Source organism: Pseudoalteromonas sp. D15MCD-2 (assembly GCF_038562745.1).
Lineage (GTDB): Bacteria > Pseudomonadota > Gammaproteobacteria > Enterobacterales > Alteromonadaceae > Pseudoalteromonas.
Window position 1 is genome coordinate 258,827 of sequence record NZ_JBCFQE010000002.1, and the last position, 16,173, is coordinate 274,999.

10 protein-coding genes are annotated in these 16,173 nt (G+C 40.3%); 5 read left to right on the forward strand and 5 right to left on the reverse strand.

The genetic code is table 11. From position 1 onward, the window contains the following. Position 1: 1 nt before the first annotated feature. The 4 genes from AADY36_RS17880 to AADY36_RS17895 all read right to left on the reverse strand — a co-directional run bounded on the left by AADY36_RS17880 (position 2) and on the right by AADY36_RS17895 (position 6,221). Positions 2-3,037, reverse strand: coding sequence for an ATP-binding protein (locus AADY36_RS17880; protein WP_342409399.1), 3,036 nt, complete (start codon positions 3,035-3,037; stop codon positions 2-4). Beyond that, the gene (locus tag AADY36_RS17885; protein ID WP_342409400.1) at positions 3,024-4,091 is read right to left on the reverse strand and encodes a DNA cytosine methyltransferase; all 1,068 of its coding nucleotides are present in this window, start codon (positions 4,089-4,091) and stop codon (positions 3,024-3,026) included. Before AADY36_RS17885 ends, AADY36_RS17880 begins: the two co-directional genes overlap by 14 nt. 192 nt (positions 4,092-4,283) lie before the next feature. After that, the gene (locus tag AADY36_RS17890) at positions 4,284-5,372 is read right to left on the reverse strand and encodes an HNH endonuclease (protein WP_342409401.1); all 1,089 of its coding nucleotides are present in this window, start codon (positions 5,370-5,372) and stop codon (positions 4,284-4,286) included. Between the two features lie 255 nt (positions 5,373-5,627). Further along, positions 5,628-6,221, reverse strand: a complete 594-nt coding sequence (locus AADY36_RS17895; RefSeq protein WP_342409402.1) for a class I SAM-dependent DNA methyltransferase — start codon at positions 6,219-6,221, stop codon at positions 5,628-5,630. Positions 6,222-6,661: 440 nt separating this feature from the next. Here AADY36_RS17895 and AADY36_RS17900 point away from each other — a divergent pair, with 440 nt between their 5' ends. From AADY36_RS17900 to AADY36_RS17910, 3 genes are all read left to right on the forward strand, one after another. Next, positions 6,662-7,432 (forward strand): EAL domain-containing protein, encoded by a 771-nt coding sequence (locus tag AADY36_RS17900; protein ID WP_239963540.1) that lies wholly within the window; start codon positions 6,662-6,664, stop codon positions 7,430-7,432. Positions 7,433-7,938: 506 nt separating this feature from the next. Then, complete coding sequence (locus AADY36_RS17905; RefSeq protein ID WP_055022127.1) at positions 7,939-9,084, forward strand: porin; 1,146 nt, start codon at positions 7,939-7,941, stop codon at positions 9,082-9,084. A gap of 12 nt (positions 9,085-9,096) precedes the next feature. Next, complete coding sequence (locus AADY36_RS17910) at positions 9,097-9,504, forward strand: hypothetical protein (RefSeq protein ID WP_054563206.1); 408 nt, start codon at positions 9,097-9,099, stop codon at positions 9,502-9,504. A 64-nt stretch (positions 9,505-9,568) separates the two neighbouring features. On the opposite strand, the gene AADY36_RS17915 is transcribed toward AADY36_RS17910, so the two are convergent. Further along, positions 9,569-11,194, reverse strand: a complete 1,626-nt coding sequence (locus tag AADY36_RS17915; protein WP_054563205.1) for a methyl-accepting chemotaxis protein — start codon at positions 11,192-11,194, stop codon at positions 9,569-9,571. Between the two features lie 789 nt (positions 11,195-11,983). On the opposite strand from AADY36_RS17915, the gene AADY36_RS17920 reads away from it, so the two are divergent. Continuing rightward, the gene (locus AADY36_RS17920) at positions 11,984-13,582 is read left to right on the forward strand and encodes an ABC-F family ATPase (RefSeq protein WP_095209795.1); all 1,599 of its coding nucleotides are present in this window, start codon (positions 11,984-11,986) and stop codon (positions 13,580-13,582) included. A gap of 138 nt (positions 13,583-13,720) precedes the next feature. Continuing rightward, on the forward strand, positions 13,721-15,646 hold the full coding sequence (locus AADY36_RS17925) for a hypothetical protein (RefSeq protein WP_342409403.1): 1,926 nt from the start codon (positions 13,721-13,723) through the stop codon (positions 15,644-15,646). Positions 15,647-16,173: the final 527 nt, after the last annotated feature.

Consider the following 16,173-nt stretch of genomic DNA (forward strand, 5'->3'; position numbering starts at 1 on the left):
TTTACGCCTCTGTATCAATTTTATCTTGTTCTTGTTTTGGGGTAATTGTGAAGCATGCGCCTTCATTAGGATTATATGGAGCTAAAGATATTTCAAACCCTTCATCTTCCAGTGTTTTTCTTACCACGTATAAGCCCATCCCTCGACCTCCAACTTTTCTGGAAAAAGCAAATTCGAACACATTATCTTTATCTATCGTTGGGATGCCTGGACCAGAATCTTTAATTATAAACCCCGTTTTGCTAGCGTCTAAGGTTATCGTTTTCTCTCCACTGGCTTTTCCTAGCCAAAATATTGAGTTATCGATTAGATTAATTATTGCGGGGTAAATAGTAGAAGTAAAACCGAGTAAACTCTGCTCTAAAAATTTATCAGTTACTTTCAATTCAATGTTTTCATTTGCCAATCGTTCCCAAAAAACACTATCAACAAAATCTGATATCGCTTTCCCTGTTATTCGTACTTTTTTTCTGGCTAACCTTCTAGTAAGTGGAGTAAATAATTTTAGATAACCTTCAAGGTGCTCAAAACCACTTCGGATATCTTGGTATATCAGATTAAGCTTCTCATTTTTATTTGCCCATGGCTGCATTTCTTTTAAAGCATGCCTTATTCCTAGTACGTTACCGCTAAATTCATGGTGTATTATTCCAATAGCCATTCCTAAGTGCACCATCTCAGAGTTTTGCTCATTGACTTCTTTTAAATGTTCATATTCTGACTCAAGAATCTCTGTGAGTTTATTACCTGAGATTGAATTCTGCTCGTTACCTTCTTTTATAGTTTGGATTTGCTCTGATAAATGCTCTACTCTATCGAGAACGAGATTCGCAGTTTCAGTAATTTTATTTTCTAGCGATGCTTTAAGTTCATATAATTCATGAGCTGACTTTTCACTAAAACTAACAGAAGATAAATCGTGTTTAACCTGTTCTAAAGTTGTTCTAGCTAATTCTCTATTTCTAGAAATTTCACTTTTCGTCCAACTTTCCAATTCTTCCAATACTTTACTTGCTTTGTTGTAAACCGTATTTAGCTGTTTTTGTTGATATTCAGTTTGTGTATCAATAGAGTCAGTAAATCTCCTACGCATACCCGTTCGATTACCAAATTTATCTTCAAACTCTACTAAACGCTTCTCAATCTGTTCCTTATAATCATAAATATCTTTTTCAATTATTTCTTTTTTAATTATATATTTATCACATAAATCGGTAAGCTGTTTCCCAAACCCTATACCTGAAGGAAACGTAATGTGGAGGTTACTAACAAGTGGTTTTATTCCGTTTGATAAAGATTCTTGAATATCAAAAATAAAATCATCGACAGAGTCAGAACCAATATTAAAATTATCAAATTTATAGTTAATTTTATTGGTTAAACTTGCAATTCCTCTCCCCCAAAAGTCATTATCATAGCGCTCAAAAAATTGCTCTAGCTTCTCTTGCAGCTTTTTTTTCTTCGTACTTTTTAAATTTTCTCTTTTTTTCAATAAATCGTACGCTTCTTGATGTCTTGATCTAATTTGTACAAACTGGTCTGAAAGATCACCTTTTTCATTAAAGAAATCACGAGCTGTTTGAATAAAGAAATTTTCTAAAATTGATCTAAATTGCTTATACGCTTTATTTTCAATAAAACCTTCACGTCCTGCTTTTTCGTGAAGAGCATAATTATTTTCTTTAGTTAGCTCAATACTGCCAAGCATTCTTCTGTAAGAAAAGAATGCTTGTCCAGATTTACTACGCCTTTGCTCTATATGTAGGAAATCAACGTCCGAATCTCCATAAGGCAACACTCGAATTCCATCTCTGTAAATATATAATCCACCAATTCTATTAGTTTTATTGTAAATCTCTTGCCATAAGTTATTTGGTAATTTTGACTCCCTAGCTGTACCCATAATGATAGCTAAGTTAATCTTAAAATGACCACAAGACACTTGTTTATTAAGCCCATCTGGCCAAGACAATACATATTCTCTTTTTTCTTCACCGTAAATGGTTACTGTACCAGTAAACTGACCAAACTCGTTAAATGACCCTTTAATATGATGATCTGATTGTTCAAATTCGTTTGGAGTAAAAAATATCGATTCACTTATTCTATCAATGACGGAGCCATCTGTTGTATGGTCTCTAAAACGAGCTACGATGGGTGGCTTGTTGTGTTGATCCATTGTATTAGTAAAACCAAGTAAGGCTTTTTCTAAACGAGAAGCCTGATCTGTAGCTGCTTTTGCGTGTAAGTCGCCTTCCACTTCTTCATTTAAGATTTCATCAACAGGAGAAATAACAAAGTGAGTACCAAATCCATCTTCGTCTAAGTAGAGCTTTCTATTTGATACTATGCCTTCGCTTTCTAATTGTTCATCAACCTTTGTGTCAAAAGCTTTTAAATTTCTGTACCAAACTTCGGGGTTAAATTCAAACGAATCGATTTGATGAATAACAGAATCAATTTTACTCTGAGATATTTTATGATTAAGTGATTTTACATTTTCTTTTGCTTGAGATAACAACTCTAAAAACTGCTCATTCGTTATCATCTCACTATTTTTAATTTCTATGAGAGGAATATCTATATCGGATAAATCTAGAGAGGGAAGAGAGAATAAAGTCCAGTTGATAAAACTAGCAACCAAACTAGATAAACCATCTTCTCTCTTTGCCCTTGTCAAAACAAGCACTTGAGGACCTATGGCGGCGATAGATAAACGCCCAATTCCTTTTTCTCCCATTACTGGACGTAGCTTTTTATTTGTGTTTATTGCAGGTAAAGCAATACTATTTTCATCAACAAATTTACTGTCTGTTCCGATAGTCAACCAACGCTCTTCGAACTCACCTCGAGTCATTCCTAAACCATCATCTCGAAGAATCAGTAAATTTCTTTTACGAATATAATCAACTTCTACATTATCTGCATATGCATCATGAGCATTCTTAAATAATTCACTCAAAGCAGTTGGTATACCAGCGATCTGCTGCCTACCTAACATATCTAAAGCTCTTGCTTTTGTTTTAATCTGAGCCATTATTTTGTCCTTCCTGAACTTGATTGAAGTGATGTAAAATTCCTAAACCAAAATTTCTTGCTAATTCACATGGTACAGCATTACCTATTTGTTTAGTAATAGATGTTAGCGCACCTTTAAAAATATAGTCACTAGGAAATGTTTGGATATTTGCTGCTTCCCTAGCACTTATTGCTCTATTTTGGTTTGTGTCTGGGTGACCAAAACGCCCATTAGAATAGCCATGGCACTTTGTCGTTAGTGTGGGAGAAAGCTTATCCCAACTCATTCTGCCATAAGTATCGTAATGACCTTTATAGCCTTTATGTGCTTTATTTATCAAGTGGCTTGGCCAATCGCGTCTATCTCCACCTTCAGGTGTTAAACTAATTCTTTCTATATTAATAGCTTGCAAATTAGAACACTTATGGATTGGATCTTTGTCACATGTTTGACCTGCTTTAATAGGAGGTAACATACCAATGGCATCTCTTACTGTCACGAATGGAAGACCGTCTTCGCCATGAGTTTTTTTAGGCTCATCAATTGCTCCTAGTCTACTTGCAACTAATACAAGCCTTTTTCTCTTCTGAGGAACTCCGTAATCTTCAGAATTTGCTATAAATTTAATATATTGATATCCATTATCACTCAAAAAAGATAAGAATCGACAGAAAGGACCTTCAATTTCAGGGTTTACATTCTGCATACCTGGCACATTTTCAAGCAAAATGTACTCTGGATTTAAGGCCAAAATAAACCTATGAGTTTCGTCTAGTAAAGTTCGCCTAATATCAGATTCAGATCTTTTATTATTTTGATTCGAGAACGGCTGACAAGGAGCACAGGTACAAAGTAACAAAGGCTCCTCTGTTAGGTTTGGGACTTTGGATATGACGTCTACAACACTGATATTTCTAACATCATCTAAAATAAACTCAGCATTTGGGAAGTTAGCCTGATAGGTAGCAGCGGCGTCTGGGTCAAAATCTATTCCAAGTGAAACATTCAAACCAGCAAGTTCTAAACCTTTACTAGCGCCTCCACAACCACAAAAAAAATCAATTACATTCAATGAAAATGCTCAAAAATTAATACATATAATTATCTCAAGATGGTATCAATTTATAATTCAATAGTCACTAAATCGCTATTTAAGTCACTTTTAACAAAATAATTTCCCCTTGAATATCAAGCAAAGAAGTTATGTGTAATTGGCAAAACTTGAAAAGTGTTCTTGCCCACTAATGCTGCACTTACAATTTTTTTATTTAAGATCAAATGTTGGCTTACTGTCCGCCACTAAGCCAAGTTCATTACTTGGCAATTGGTGAGCAACATTACTTCCCGCCAACTCAAATCTATCTTTTGCAAGCCAAAGTTTTGCGCCATTGCTGCTGGCAACTTGATATGCCCAGTTGCTTACTGCAAGAGATTTATCAACATCACAATGAAAATAGCGAGTTAGTTCATCAGTGAGTAGCTGACTGTGGCGATCTAGGTTTTGATCTTGCCAACGTTCACGGTGTAATTGTGCGGCTAAAAAGTCGCGTTTGCTGTTATTACAACTTCGATGGGCAACAACAAAATTATGGCCTAAATCGTTAGCGTAGCGGGCAAATGGAATAAAGTGATCAACTTCTATCGCACTTGTGAGTGGCTTTTGACAATAAAAACACTGGCCTTTTTGTATTTCGACTAAAATTGGTTTTGCTTTGTTAAGTGCTGTGCGGTCGAAACCAAATAAAAAGTCATGAAGTTGGCTCTGTGGGCCGATTAGCGATTGGTTGTGCTTAATGCTTTGAATTTTTTGTAGCCATGCATTTTTAGCTAAGTACACAACTAAATCGTAAAAGCGTCTAAAGCAAGCGGCTATGCCTGCATTTAGAGTTATGTAGCTTTTGCCTTTTGTGTGCGGATATAAAAAGCACTCTTCTTGTTTGGCTAGAATTTGTAAGCGCCATAACGGGCCTGTTTTTAAAGTGTCTAAAGCTGCTTTATAAGTGGTGTGCCAATAAGGGCTTAATTTGAGCTGGCGCAAGCTACGAATATTATTTTGCTGGCACTCATATAGCACTGCAATTACTTTTGATTGCGCACCCGAGTTTTGTTTTAGTAAAGCACTTTCACCACTATGAGCAGAAGAAAATGGCACAGCATGGTGCCAATAAAGTTCTATTAACTTTTCAGCAAGCTTAGCAAGATCAATGTTTAACTCGCTTGCTTCATAGATCATTGGTTGCTCAACACAAACATCAGCCAAGGCATGCAATAGTGCAAACTTATAGGTAGCACTAAAATCACCTTCCACCAGCATACGCTGAATGTAAGCAATAAAATCGAGTTGCTGCTGCATGGCTATCATCAATCAAGCCTTATGTGTACTTTTTAAAAGTGCTTTAAAGTTCATGAACTGTTCCCTGCTTACGCCGACACATTTGCCACTTATGCTCATAACGCATTGTTGTAGCTTGAATATTGGCGATTTAGTTTAGGAACAATCTAGCATGAAAAGCTATAGCAAATATAGGATTTTAGGTAGAGCTATACTCTAAAACCCATACAATATTGGGAGAGTTACGGTACAGCCTGCTATACCGCATATAAATTATTATATCGTTCTTCTGTGCAAAATGGCGTTTAGCCATGTTTCTGTTGCGCGCTCTGGGCGTTGGTCGGCGCTTTGCCATGACTTGAGGATAAACAGGTCGGTGCCTTTAATAATACTCTCAAGGGCTTGTTCGTTTAGGTCAGTAAATTCACGACCGTTGTGTTCGCGCTCGCCGTCGCCGTATTTAAACGATACATACACGATGCCTTGTTGCTTTAATGCGCGGGCAAGGTTATTGAATGCGTCGGTTAAGTCGTTTTTTGCTACGTGAATAAGGCTTGCGCAGCACCAAATGCCGTCGTATTTGGCAACGTCGTTTAGCTCTAGAAAACTGTTTACTGCTACGTCTTGGTTTAAGTATTCTGACGCCAGCTTTGCCATAGCTGGGCTGATATCGAATGCATCTACGCTATAACCACGCTCTTTAAAGATGAAAGCGTCGCGGCCAGAGCCACAACCGGCATCGAGTAAAGCGCCTTTTTTTGGGATCAGCGGTAAGAACTCGTCATAAAGTTCATTGAGGTCTACATCGAGTGTGGCATCGACAAATGCTTGCGCATTTTGGTTGTAGTATTCGACGGTTTTGGATGCCATGTTACTTCCTTTATATTGGCAAGATTGCTTGGCGCTAAAATACCATTAAAGCTAGGTAACGCAAAGGATGAAATGTGATTTTAGATGCTAAGAATCAACGATTTTAGAATGGATATTAGAAGTTAGTTGGAGGGAGGAAGAAGGTTGTAGTTACGAGGTGCGAGGGACGAGGTGCGAGGTGCGAGGGACGAGGTGCGAGGTGCGAGGGACGAGATGCGAGGGACGAGATGCGAGGTGCGAAGGACGAGATGCGAAGGACGAGGTGCGAGGGACGAGGTGCGAGGAACGAGGTGCGAGGAACGAGGTGCGAGGAACGAGGTGCTAGGGACGAGGTGCGAGGAACGAGGTGCGAGGTTTTATACTTTTAACTCAACAACATTGCACAATTGGCAATTTGCTAGCACTATTATGTATTAAGAAGACTTTAGTCTGAGGTAAGCATGCACGACAAGCAAACTCATTGCCAGCCAACAGGTTGCAATAACTGTAAAGACAAATTAGAACTTGGTTTTGATTTTACAATGGCTTTTCAGCCAATTATTGATTGCACCGATAAACATATTTTTGGCTATGAGGCTTTAGTTAGAGGGCCTAATAATGAGTCGGCTTATTCTGTTATCTCACAAGTGAACGATGAGAACCGTTATACCTTCGACCAGCTTTGTCGTATTAAAGCTATTTCGCTTGCAGCTAAGCTGAAGCTTGATTCTATTTTGAGTATTAACTTTTTACCTAACGCGATTTACAAGCCTGAGCGTTGTATTAGAACAACCCTTGAAGCTGCTAAACAATATGACTTTCCGGTAGAACAAATTATGTTTGAGTTTACCGAGGTTGAAAAGGTTGAAGACAGTACGCACATCAAACGTGTTGTTGAGTATTACCAATCACTCGGGTTTATTACCGCAACCGACGACTTTGGCTCTGGGTACTCAGGTTTAAATTTATTGGCTGATTTTCAGAGCAATATTATTAAGCTCGATATGGAGCTGATACGCGATATTCATTTAAATAAAGCACGACAAATCATAGTGAACCATTGCATTGCTATGTTTGAAGAGCTCAACATCACTGCCCTTGCCGAAGGCATTGAAACAGTTGAAGAGTATCAATGGTTGCGCCAAGCCGGCGTAAGTTTAATGCAAGGGTATTTCTTCGCTCGCCCAGGGTTTGAGAGCCTACCAGAAGTTGATTTTAGTAAGTTGGAGTAAGTCCGAGTAACGAGAATCGAGTTGCGACAAAACAAGAGCTTTCAGCCGTAAGCCCTCAGACGCATGAAGACATTAGGTGCTAGGTTTTGGGCGCTAGGTTCTAGGCGCTTGGACGCGATGTTAAATCGCTGCTACTTGTTCGGCGTTAAAACGCCTCCTACATCTCGCATCTCATATCTCGCATCTCATATCTCGTATCTCGAAACTCTTATCTCGAAACTCTTATCTCGAAACTCTTATCTCGAAACTCTTATCTCGAAACTCTTATCTCGAAACTCTTATCTCGCATCTCGCATCTCGCATCTCGCATCTCGCATCTCGCATCTCGCATCTCGCATCTCGCAACTTTACTCTTTCCCCACTTTTAGTACCGTTTTTGTGAAAAATAACGACGTATTCGTTGATGTAGTTACAATTTATCTGTAACTTGTGTCGCCCATTTCGCTACGCACGACTATAATATTAAGCGAAATCAACATTTTCATACTAAATACTAGGGATACACAATGAAAAAACTTCCTATTGCATTGGCTCTATGTGCTGCTTTTGTGTCTGCAAACACAATGGCAGAGGTTCGCATAAACGGCTTTGCTTCTATTGTTGGCGGTAAAGCCCTTGACGACGACGCAACTCTTTACGGTTACGATGACGATATTTCGTTTAAAAACGAAAGTATGTTCGCATTACAGCTTTCTGCAGATTTACAAGAAAAGCTGAGCGCTACGGCACAAATTGTGGCGCGTGGTAGTGATGATTTTGATGCTGAATTTGAATGGGCTTATTTAACTTATGAGTTCAGCGATGAGCTACAAGTAAGTGCTGGTAAAATGCGCGTGCCTTTTTACCGTTATTCAGACTTCTTAGACGTTGGTTACACTTACCGTTGGGTTCGTCCGCCGCAATCTGTTTATAACCTTCCATTTTCAACGTATGAAGGCCTAAGCCTGTTACATAACACGCAATTAGGTGATTGGGATTCAACCGTTCAAGTTATTTACGGTAGCTTCGATGGCAACATTGCTGTGGTATCGGTTAATGGCGATACAGAGCTTAATGATATTGCTGGTATCAACTGGACGATGAGCTATGACTGGTTCAGTGCTCGTGCTGCGTACTTTGTAGCCGATACAACAATTGCAATTGAAAACGACACCGATGCAGGTGTTGCACTTAATGGCCTTGAGCAAACTCTTCGCGCTGCCGGCTTTGTTGATCAAGCAGATGATATTGCGGTAGACGAAGATGATGGTTCTTTCTTCGCTGTGGGCTTTTCAATTGATTACAACGACATTTTGTTTGATGCGGAATACACTGAGTTTGAAGTAGAAAACAGTGCTCTTGCTAAACAAACTCAATACTACACGTCTGTTGGTTACCGTATGGATGAGTGGATTGTGCACTTAACTTACGAAAATAACGACGACAAACACGATAGCAATCGCTACAACGCGCTACCTGCAGTACCTGCTTTAAACGCGGGTATTAATCAGGTGCTTGAAGGCGTTAGAGCAAAAAGCAATGTGTATACCATTGGTACTCGTTATGACTTCCACCCATCTGCTGCATTAAAAGTAGATTTCAGCCGCTTTAAAGATGACATTTCAGATACAGAAACCGACGTTGTTGCTGTTGCTGTTGATTTAGTTTTTTAATTGGAGCTCATGATGAAAAAATTATTAATCGCTACAGCAATGACTCTTTGCTCGCACGCTGCATTTGCTGAGGTTGCTGTTATTGTAAATCCTGCAAATGGCAATGCTATTGATGAAGGAACAATCAAAAAGATTTACCTTGGCAAGACAAAATCGTTTGACGATGGCACTAAAGTAAACCCGGTAAACCAAGACGGCAACAGCGTAAGCGATGAGTTTAACGATAAGGTGGTTGGTAAGTCGGGCAGCCAGCTTAACGCTTATTGGTCAAAACTGGTATTTACCGGTAAAGGTACGCCACCTGAGAAACTAGCAAACGATCAAGCTGTTATTGATTTTGTTGCAGCCAACGGCGACGCCATTGGTTATATCGATGCAGCAAAAGTAACTGATAAAGTTAAAGTAGTCGGTACTTTTTAAGTCTTTACTTTCATTAATAAAAAACCAGGCAGTTCAAATGTGCCTGGTTTTTTATTCGCTTAAATTACTCAATTTTAAATTTAGCTGTGGCGTCGAGCAACGAATCAGAAAGGTAATGAAGGTTTTTCGCGACATCACGTACCGCCGACAATGAATCCATTGTTTCCTCAAACGACATATGCATATTCGACACGTTCTCAACAACCATACTAGCAACTGATGTTTGCTCTTCGGTGGCTGCGGCGATTTGCGAATTCATACCGTTAATTTCTAAAATCTGCTCAGAGATTTTATCAATAGACTGTCCTGTATTTTCTGCAGCTTCGGCATTGTTTGTAGCCATATCACGAGCCGAATTCATAGCATTTACCGCATGGCTTGCTGCGGTTGTCAAAGTTGAAAGCAGCTCCCTGATTTCGTTAGTTGAGTGCGACGTTCTTGAGGCAAGCTCACGTACTTCATCTGCTACAACCGCAAAGCCACGGCCTTGTTCACCGGCACGCGCAGCCTCAATAGCCGCATTTAAAGCAAGCAAATTGGTTTGCTCTGCAATCGAGGTAATTACGTTTAAGATTTGAGTCACATTTTTAGTGTCATTTGCCAGCTGGTTAATTGTTGATGCCGCTTGGTTAATCTCATCACTTAATGTTTTTGACTCAGTCACAGAGCGCTGTATTTGCGTTCTGCTTTGCTCAACTTCGCGCTCGGCTGTTTGTGCAGCTTGTGATGCATTTGCCGCTGAATGAGAAATATCAGCAACACTTTGACGCATTTCTTCCATCGACTGTTTAACGATTTCGGCATCTGATGTTTGTTTGGTTGTTGCGCGCTCTGCACGTTCCATACCTTGCACAAGTCGCGTTGAGTTCTCCATTAATGGTTCACAAACCGCTATTACCTCAAGTACCGCCGCTTTTAACAGCTGTATAAACGCATTAAAGTTAATTGACACTTGGCCAATTTCATCTTTAGCGTGTACTTCAAGTTGTGTGCTTAGTGAGCCTTTACCGTCAGCTAATAGACGTAAGTTATTTGCCGCAGCACTTGCTGATGAGCCAATTCCTCGAGCAATCCAAATTGAGGTAGCAATAAGCAGAATCAGTGACACTACAGACACAATAAGCATTAAGTTTAGTGCATTGTCTGAACGGGCTTTAGTTGCTTGCACTAGTTCAAAAAAGCGGTCGTCTGCACGGGTTTGTGCACGTTTAAATCCCGCTAAAACAGCCTCATATTGCTGTGTTTTTTGCTGTGCTTGCTGCTGAATTTTACTAAAGTCAGCAGTGCCATCGATCATTGAAGTGGCAATCATCGACGAGGTTTGCGCATAAAGCTCTAATTGTTTTTTTGTATCGGCTTGCACATAGCTGTCGTTAATGCTGATGATATTTTGTAGGTTTTCATTAATCTTTTTATACGTTTGTGAAGCACTATCGACTAAGTCTGACTCACCAAACGTGACTGCTTGAGTGTATAACTCATCTAGTTTTTCGAGTAATGCTACATTTTCTGAAGTAAGTTTTACTACCTGATAAGACGACTTTTCTAACTCGTCGAGCGAGATTTTATTGTCATTCATCGCGATATAGTTCGTCACCACGATAATGACAAATGCCGTTATGGCAATGCATGTTATAGCGTGTATTTTTTTTGTGATGCTCAAATTGTTGAAAGAAATACCTGCAGACATTGAATCCACCTTTGTTGTCATATTACTTAGTATTATCGCCTGATTTACCTAAAGTATTAACTATATTTATATATTTTCAGGTTTTTTTCGTAATTTGTTCCGTTTGTAGGAGGTCTTGTAGGAGGTATTTCAGTGCCGAACCAAAAATAAATAAGAGCGTTCAGCCTTCAGCTCTTAGACGCGCGAAACAAGTTTCACGCCTACGAATGAAACATAGGCGCTAGGTGCTGGGGTCTGGGCGCTGGGTGCTAGGCTCTAGGACGCTATATGAAATAGCTGGTTTCTAGTCGTTAGACGTCAGATATTAGATGTCAGGCGTGCTGCGGGGTTGGTTAGTTCGAATGTTTTCTCTGCAATGAAAAGCCTTTAGGAGTTATTGTAGGAGGTACTTTAGTGCCGAATCGAACATAAAAAGAGCTTTCAGTCTTCAGCTCTCAGACGCGCGAAACAAGTTTCACGCCTACGAATGAAACATAGGCGCTAGGATCTGGGTTCTAGGTTCTAGGACGCGATGTAAAATCGCTGCTACAGACTCGCATCTCGCATCTCGCATCTCGCATCTCGCATCTCGCATCTCGCATCTCGCATCTCGTAACTTTACTCTTTCCCCTTGAAACTCGCTAACTTTCCCCTTTACTCTTTCCCCTCGTAACTTGAAACTTTCCTTTTTTAATAGCGTTATTAGGGGCTGATCTGTATAATCCGCGGCCTATTATTTACCCTATTGCTTGTTTATTTTCGCAGTTGCTGCGCCCATAACCCTGTCAGTATTTTTCTAGGAACAATTCGTTGATTTCAACCGCAAATATCACCATGCAATTTGGTGCAGAGCCTCTGTTTGAGAACATTTCAGCTAAGTTTGGTAACGGTAATCGCTATGGTTTAATTGGTGCGAATGGCTGCGGCAAATCGACCTTTATGAAAATTCTAAGTGGTGCGCTTGTGCCAACGTCTGGCAATGTGTCGATTGCGCCGGGTTTAAAGCTAGGTACGCTAAGCCAAGATCAGTTTGCATTTGAGCAATACACTGTGGTTGATGCGGTGATCATGGGTGATGCAGAACTATGGAAAGTTAAACAAGAGCGCGACCGTATCTACTCACTGCCAGAAATGAGTGAAGAAGACGGCATGAAAGTCGCTGAGCTTGAAAGCATTTTTGCCGAAATGGATGGCTACACAGCAGAAAGCCGTGCGGAAGAAATTTTGATCCAAGCGGGTATTGAGCAAGAGTTTCATTATGGCTTAATGGCAAACGTTGCGCCGGGCTGGAAACTTCGTGTGCTGTTAGCACAAGCGCTATTTGCAAACCCTGATATTTTGCTGCTTGATGAGCCAACCAATAACCTTGATATTCACACCATTACTTGGCTAGCTAACGAGCTTAACCAGCGTAAATGTACGATGATTATCATCTCGCACGACCGTCACTTCTTGAACTCGGTGTGTACACACATGGCCGATATCGATTACGGTGAGCTAAGAATTTATCCAGGTAACTACGAAAAGTGGATTGAAGCTTCAAGCTTGCAACGCGAACAGCTACTTGCGGAAAACGCAAAGAAGAGCGCCGAAATTGACGAGCTACAAGAGTTCGTAAACCGTTTTGGTGCTAACGCATCAAAAGCAAAACTAGCGAGTTCTCGTGCTAAGCGCATGGATAAAATTAAGCTTGATGAGGTAAAATCGTCAAGCCGTATTAGCCCGTCACTCCGTTTTGACGAAGGCAAAAAGATGTATCGCCAAGCATTAGAGCTTACCAAGCTAGGTCATGGCTTTGATGGCGAAACTCTGTTCAGCGGTGGTGAGTTATTACTTGAAGCCGGCGCTAAGCTTGCAGTTATTGGTGAAAACGGTGTTGGTAAAACCACCCTATTACGTTGCCTAGTGAATGAATTACAAAGTAACGAAGGTGTGGTTAAGTGGTCTGAAAATGCCAGCATTGGTTATTGCCCGCAAGACAGCAGTAAAGACTTTGATAACGACTTAACTTTATTTGATTGGATGTCGCAGTGGCGCACCGCTAAGCACAACGATTTAATGGTTCGTGCTATGTTAGGCCGTTTATTATTCACCGCAGATGACGCTAACAAAAAAGCACGTAACTGCTCGGGGGGTGAAAAGAACCGCCTGTTATTTGGTAAGTTAATGATGCAAGACATAAACGTGCTCATTATGGACGAGCCAACCAACCACATGGATATGGAAGCCATTGAAGCACTCAATAATGCATTAAAAGATTACCAAGGCACGCTAATTTTTGTAAGCCACGACCGTGAGTTTGTATCGTCTTTAGCGACTCGGATCATCGATATTAAAGATCAACAGCTTATCGATTTTCAGGGCACGTTTGACGAATATATGGACCATGTTGCGCAACAAGCGCAATAAGCCCTTCCAAGAAAAGGTGAGCAAGTTAGCTCACCTTTTTTGTTTACGTTCAGTTACATATTCACTTTACTGAATTACCCGTTTTAGGTAACTTAAATTTCTTTGACTTCAATAGAACAATAAATTTAAGGGACCTAAATGAAAAAACTTCTCAGCGTATCGGCACTGACTTTGGCTCTAACAGCCTGTGGTGGCGGTTCATCAACAGATAAAACGCCAGATGTAAAAGTAGAGCAAAATACTGCACCGACGCTTTCTGGCTCACTCACTCTCTCAGCCAAAGCGCTTGAATCAACTAATTTAGTTGTTGATTTAAAAGATGAGCAAAACGACAGTGTGACAACAACGATTATTGATAAACCAGAGTGGCTGACTGTAACCACCAGCAGTAATCAAGTAACTTTTAGTGCAGAACCAAGCTTATTCGAAGTAGCTAACCATGCTTTTACTGTGGAAGTGTCTGACGGTAAAGCGAGTAATCAATATACTCTAACCGTTAATGTCGCCGAGAATCGTGCAGCATGGCAACCTATTGAGCTTAGCAATAGCGAAGTGATGGGTAATTGGCAATCAAGCGATGGTAGCGTAGAGCTGGTATTTGCTACTGAAGATGCCGGGGTAATTGCTCAAAATGGTGAGCTAAGCCGTTTTGATTGGTCGAACCCTGATGTGATTGCATTAAATACCCAAGCGATTGATTGCTTGCAAGAATGTAATCAACAAGCCCTTCTTGAAATGGAAGTGTTGGCTAAGCGCGATGATGCTATTCGTGTTGAGCTTTTTAATGTTTCAACCGATAAAGGCGAAGTCGTTACCCTTTATAAATCAAATACAGAGTTTAGTTCTGCGTACTACGCTGATGTAGAGCAAAGCTCATTCCACTCAGTTAATTTTTTAAGTGCAGCAGGTGAAAAAAGTTACTTTGAAGTACCTTTAGCAAGCTTTATTCCGACGGCTTCAGGAAATACTACGTCATTCCCTCATGCTGAATTTTCGGCAACGTTAGATGGCAAAACATTAAAAATTGAGAGTGATACATTAGTTGTAACTCAAAACACAAAACAATTTAGTAACCTTGGTCATGAGGTAGATGTCGCATTTGATCTTGATCTTGTTGATGCAGAAGTCATTGCCCAATTTGATGACTTTTTAGTGCTAAAACTACGTCATGCTCTAACTTATCAAGATGAAAGTGCTCAGAATTATATTAATGAGTCAGCCGAACTTGCTGAAGCATTGCAAGTAAAAACAACGATTAGCACACTGCGCAAACTTACTCCTATTGCGGTTCCTGAGCTTACAGTAGGCAAATCATATACAGGCCGTTTGAATAACAAAAATTCAGATACAGGTGAAGGCCTAACGTTCCGCTATTTACCAACATTTTTCACCATCACTGCCGCCGATACTGCAACGGTAACATTTAATACGCCTGAAAATACTGACTCGTTTAAATGGCATTACGACTTAGACAATAATGGCGAAACAGTTAAAGTAACAGGCAATGGCCTAGATACTAGCTTACAATTTTTCACTCAGCCTGATGGCAAAATGATCATGGCGCGCGAAAGAAATAAAGACGAACGCCAAGCTCGCTTAGGGTATGAATTTATGGAAGTGATTGATGATTCAACCATCACACTTGATGACTATAAGCAGCTATTTAGTTACTTACGTCAAGGCTATACCAGCGGCAACCAGAAGATATACTGGTATATAAATGATGATGGTAAAGGCAGCTTCTATTATGCTGACCAATATGGCCTAGAAAACAGAGCTAACTTTACGCCAAGTAGTTATTGGCAATTAGAAGCTGATAACAGCATTAGCTTTGCAATGATGTCACAGTGCCCAAGTGCAGTTGATTATACTAGCTGTAAAAATGAAGTGTTAGCAAATCAAGAAGTTGCCTATTCATCATTACTCAATTTTAAAATTCTTGCTAAAGAAGGTGATAAGTACCTTTTTGATCGTCTGTTTTGGCAAAGCACGTATGCTTATAGTGAAAGAGAGTTAAAAGAGAGTATTTTTCAAAATAGTTATTGGTTTGGGGTTGATAAGTAAAAGAGCTTTCAGCCTTCAGGTCAGACGCGCGAAACAAGTTTCACGCCTACGGATGAAAACAACAGGCGCTGGGCGCTAGGTTCTAGTCACTAGGACGCGATGTAAAATCGCAGGCTTTTAGTCGATAGAGGTCAGATGTTAGATGTCAGCAGATCTGTGGGGTTATTTAGGTCGAGTGTCCTTCTCAGCATTCGACCTTTTCACTTTCCAGGTAAGTTGGGTCGAGCGGAGCGACACCCAACATATAGAATCGGTCAGCTGTCAGCCTTCAGCGATCAGACGCGCGAAACAAGTTTCACGCCTACGTGTAGCAGCGGGTTTATCCCGCGTCATCAGCGAGGTTCTGGGTTCTAGGACGCGATGTAAAATCGCTGCCCCCTCGCATCTCTTACCTCGTAACTTTACTCTTTCCCCTCGTAACTTTACTCTTTCCCCTCGTAACTTTCCCCTTTCCCCTTGTAACTCGCTAACTTCTCTAAATAAAAAAGGCCACACAGTTAAACTGTGTGGCCTTTGTACTTAACGGA

What these genes read in the sequence shown, in the direction of transcription:
- AADY36_RS17925 (WP_342409403.1), top strand. Translation starts at nt 13,721, where the DNA reads ATGAAAAAACTTCTCAGCGTATCGGCACTGACTTTGGCTCTAACAGCC.
- AADY36_RS17910 (WP_054563206.1), top strand. Translation starts at nt 9,097, where the DNA reads ATGAAAAAATTATTAATCGCTACAGCAATGACTCTTTGCTCGCACGCT.
- AADY36_RS17900 (WP_239963540.1), top strand. Translation starts at nt 6,662, where the DNA reads ATGCACGACAAGCAAACTCATTGCCAGCCAACAGGTTGCAATAACTGT.
- AADY36_RS17915 (WP_054563205.1), bottom strand. Translation starts at nt 11,194, where the DNA reads ATGTCTGCAGGTATTTCTTTCAACAATTTGAGCATCACAAAAAAAATA.
- AADY36_RS17895 (WP_342409402.1), bottom strand. Translation starts at nt 6,221, where the DNA reads ATGGCATCCAAAACCGTCGAATACTACAACCAAAATGCGCAAGCATTT.
- AADY36_RS17880 (WP_342409399.1), bottom strand. Translation starts at nt 3,037, where the DNA reads ATGGCTCAGATTAAAACAAAAGCAAGAGCTTTAGATATGTTAGGTAGG.
- AADY36_RS17905 (WP_055022127.1), top strand. Translation starts at nt 7,939, where the DNA reads ATGAAAAAACTTCCTATTGCATTGGCTCTATGTGCTGCTTTTGTGTCT.
- AADY36_RS17890 (WP_342409401.1), bottom strand. Translation starts at nt 5,372, where the DNA reads ATGCAGCAGCAACTCGATTTTATTGCTTACATTCAGCGTATGCTGGTG.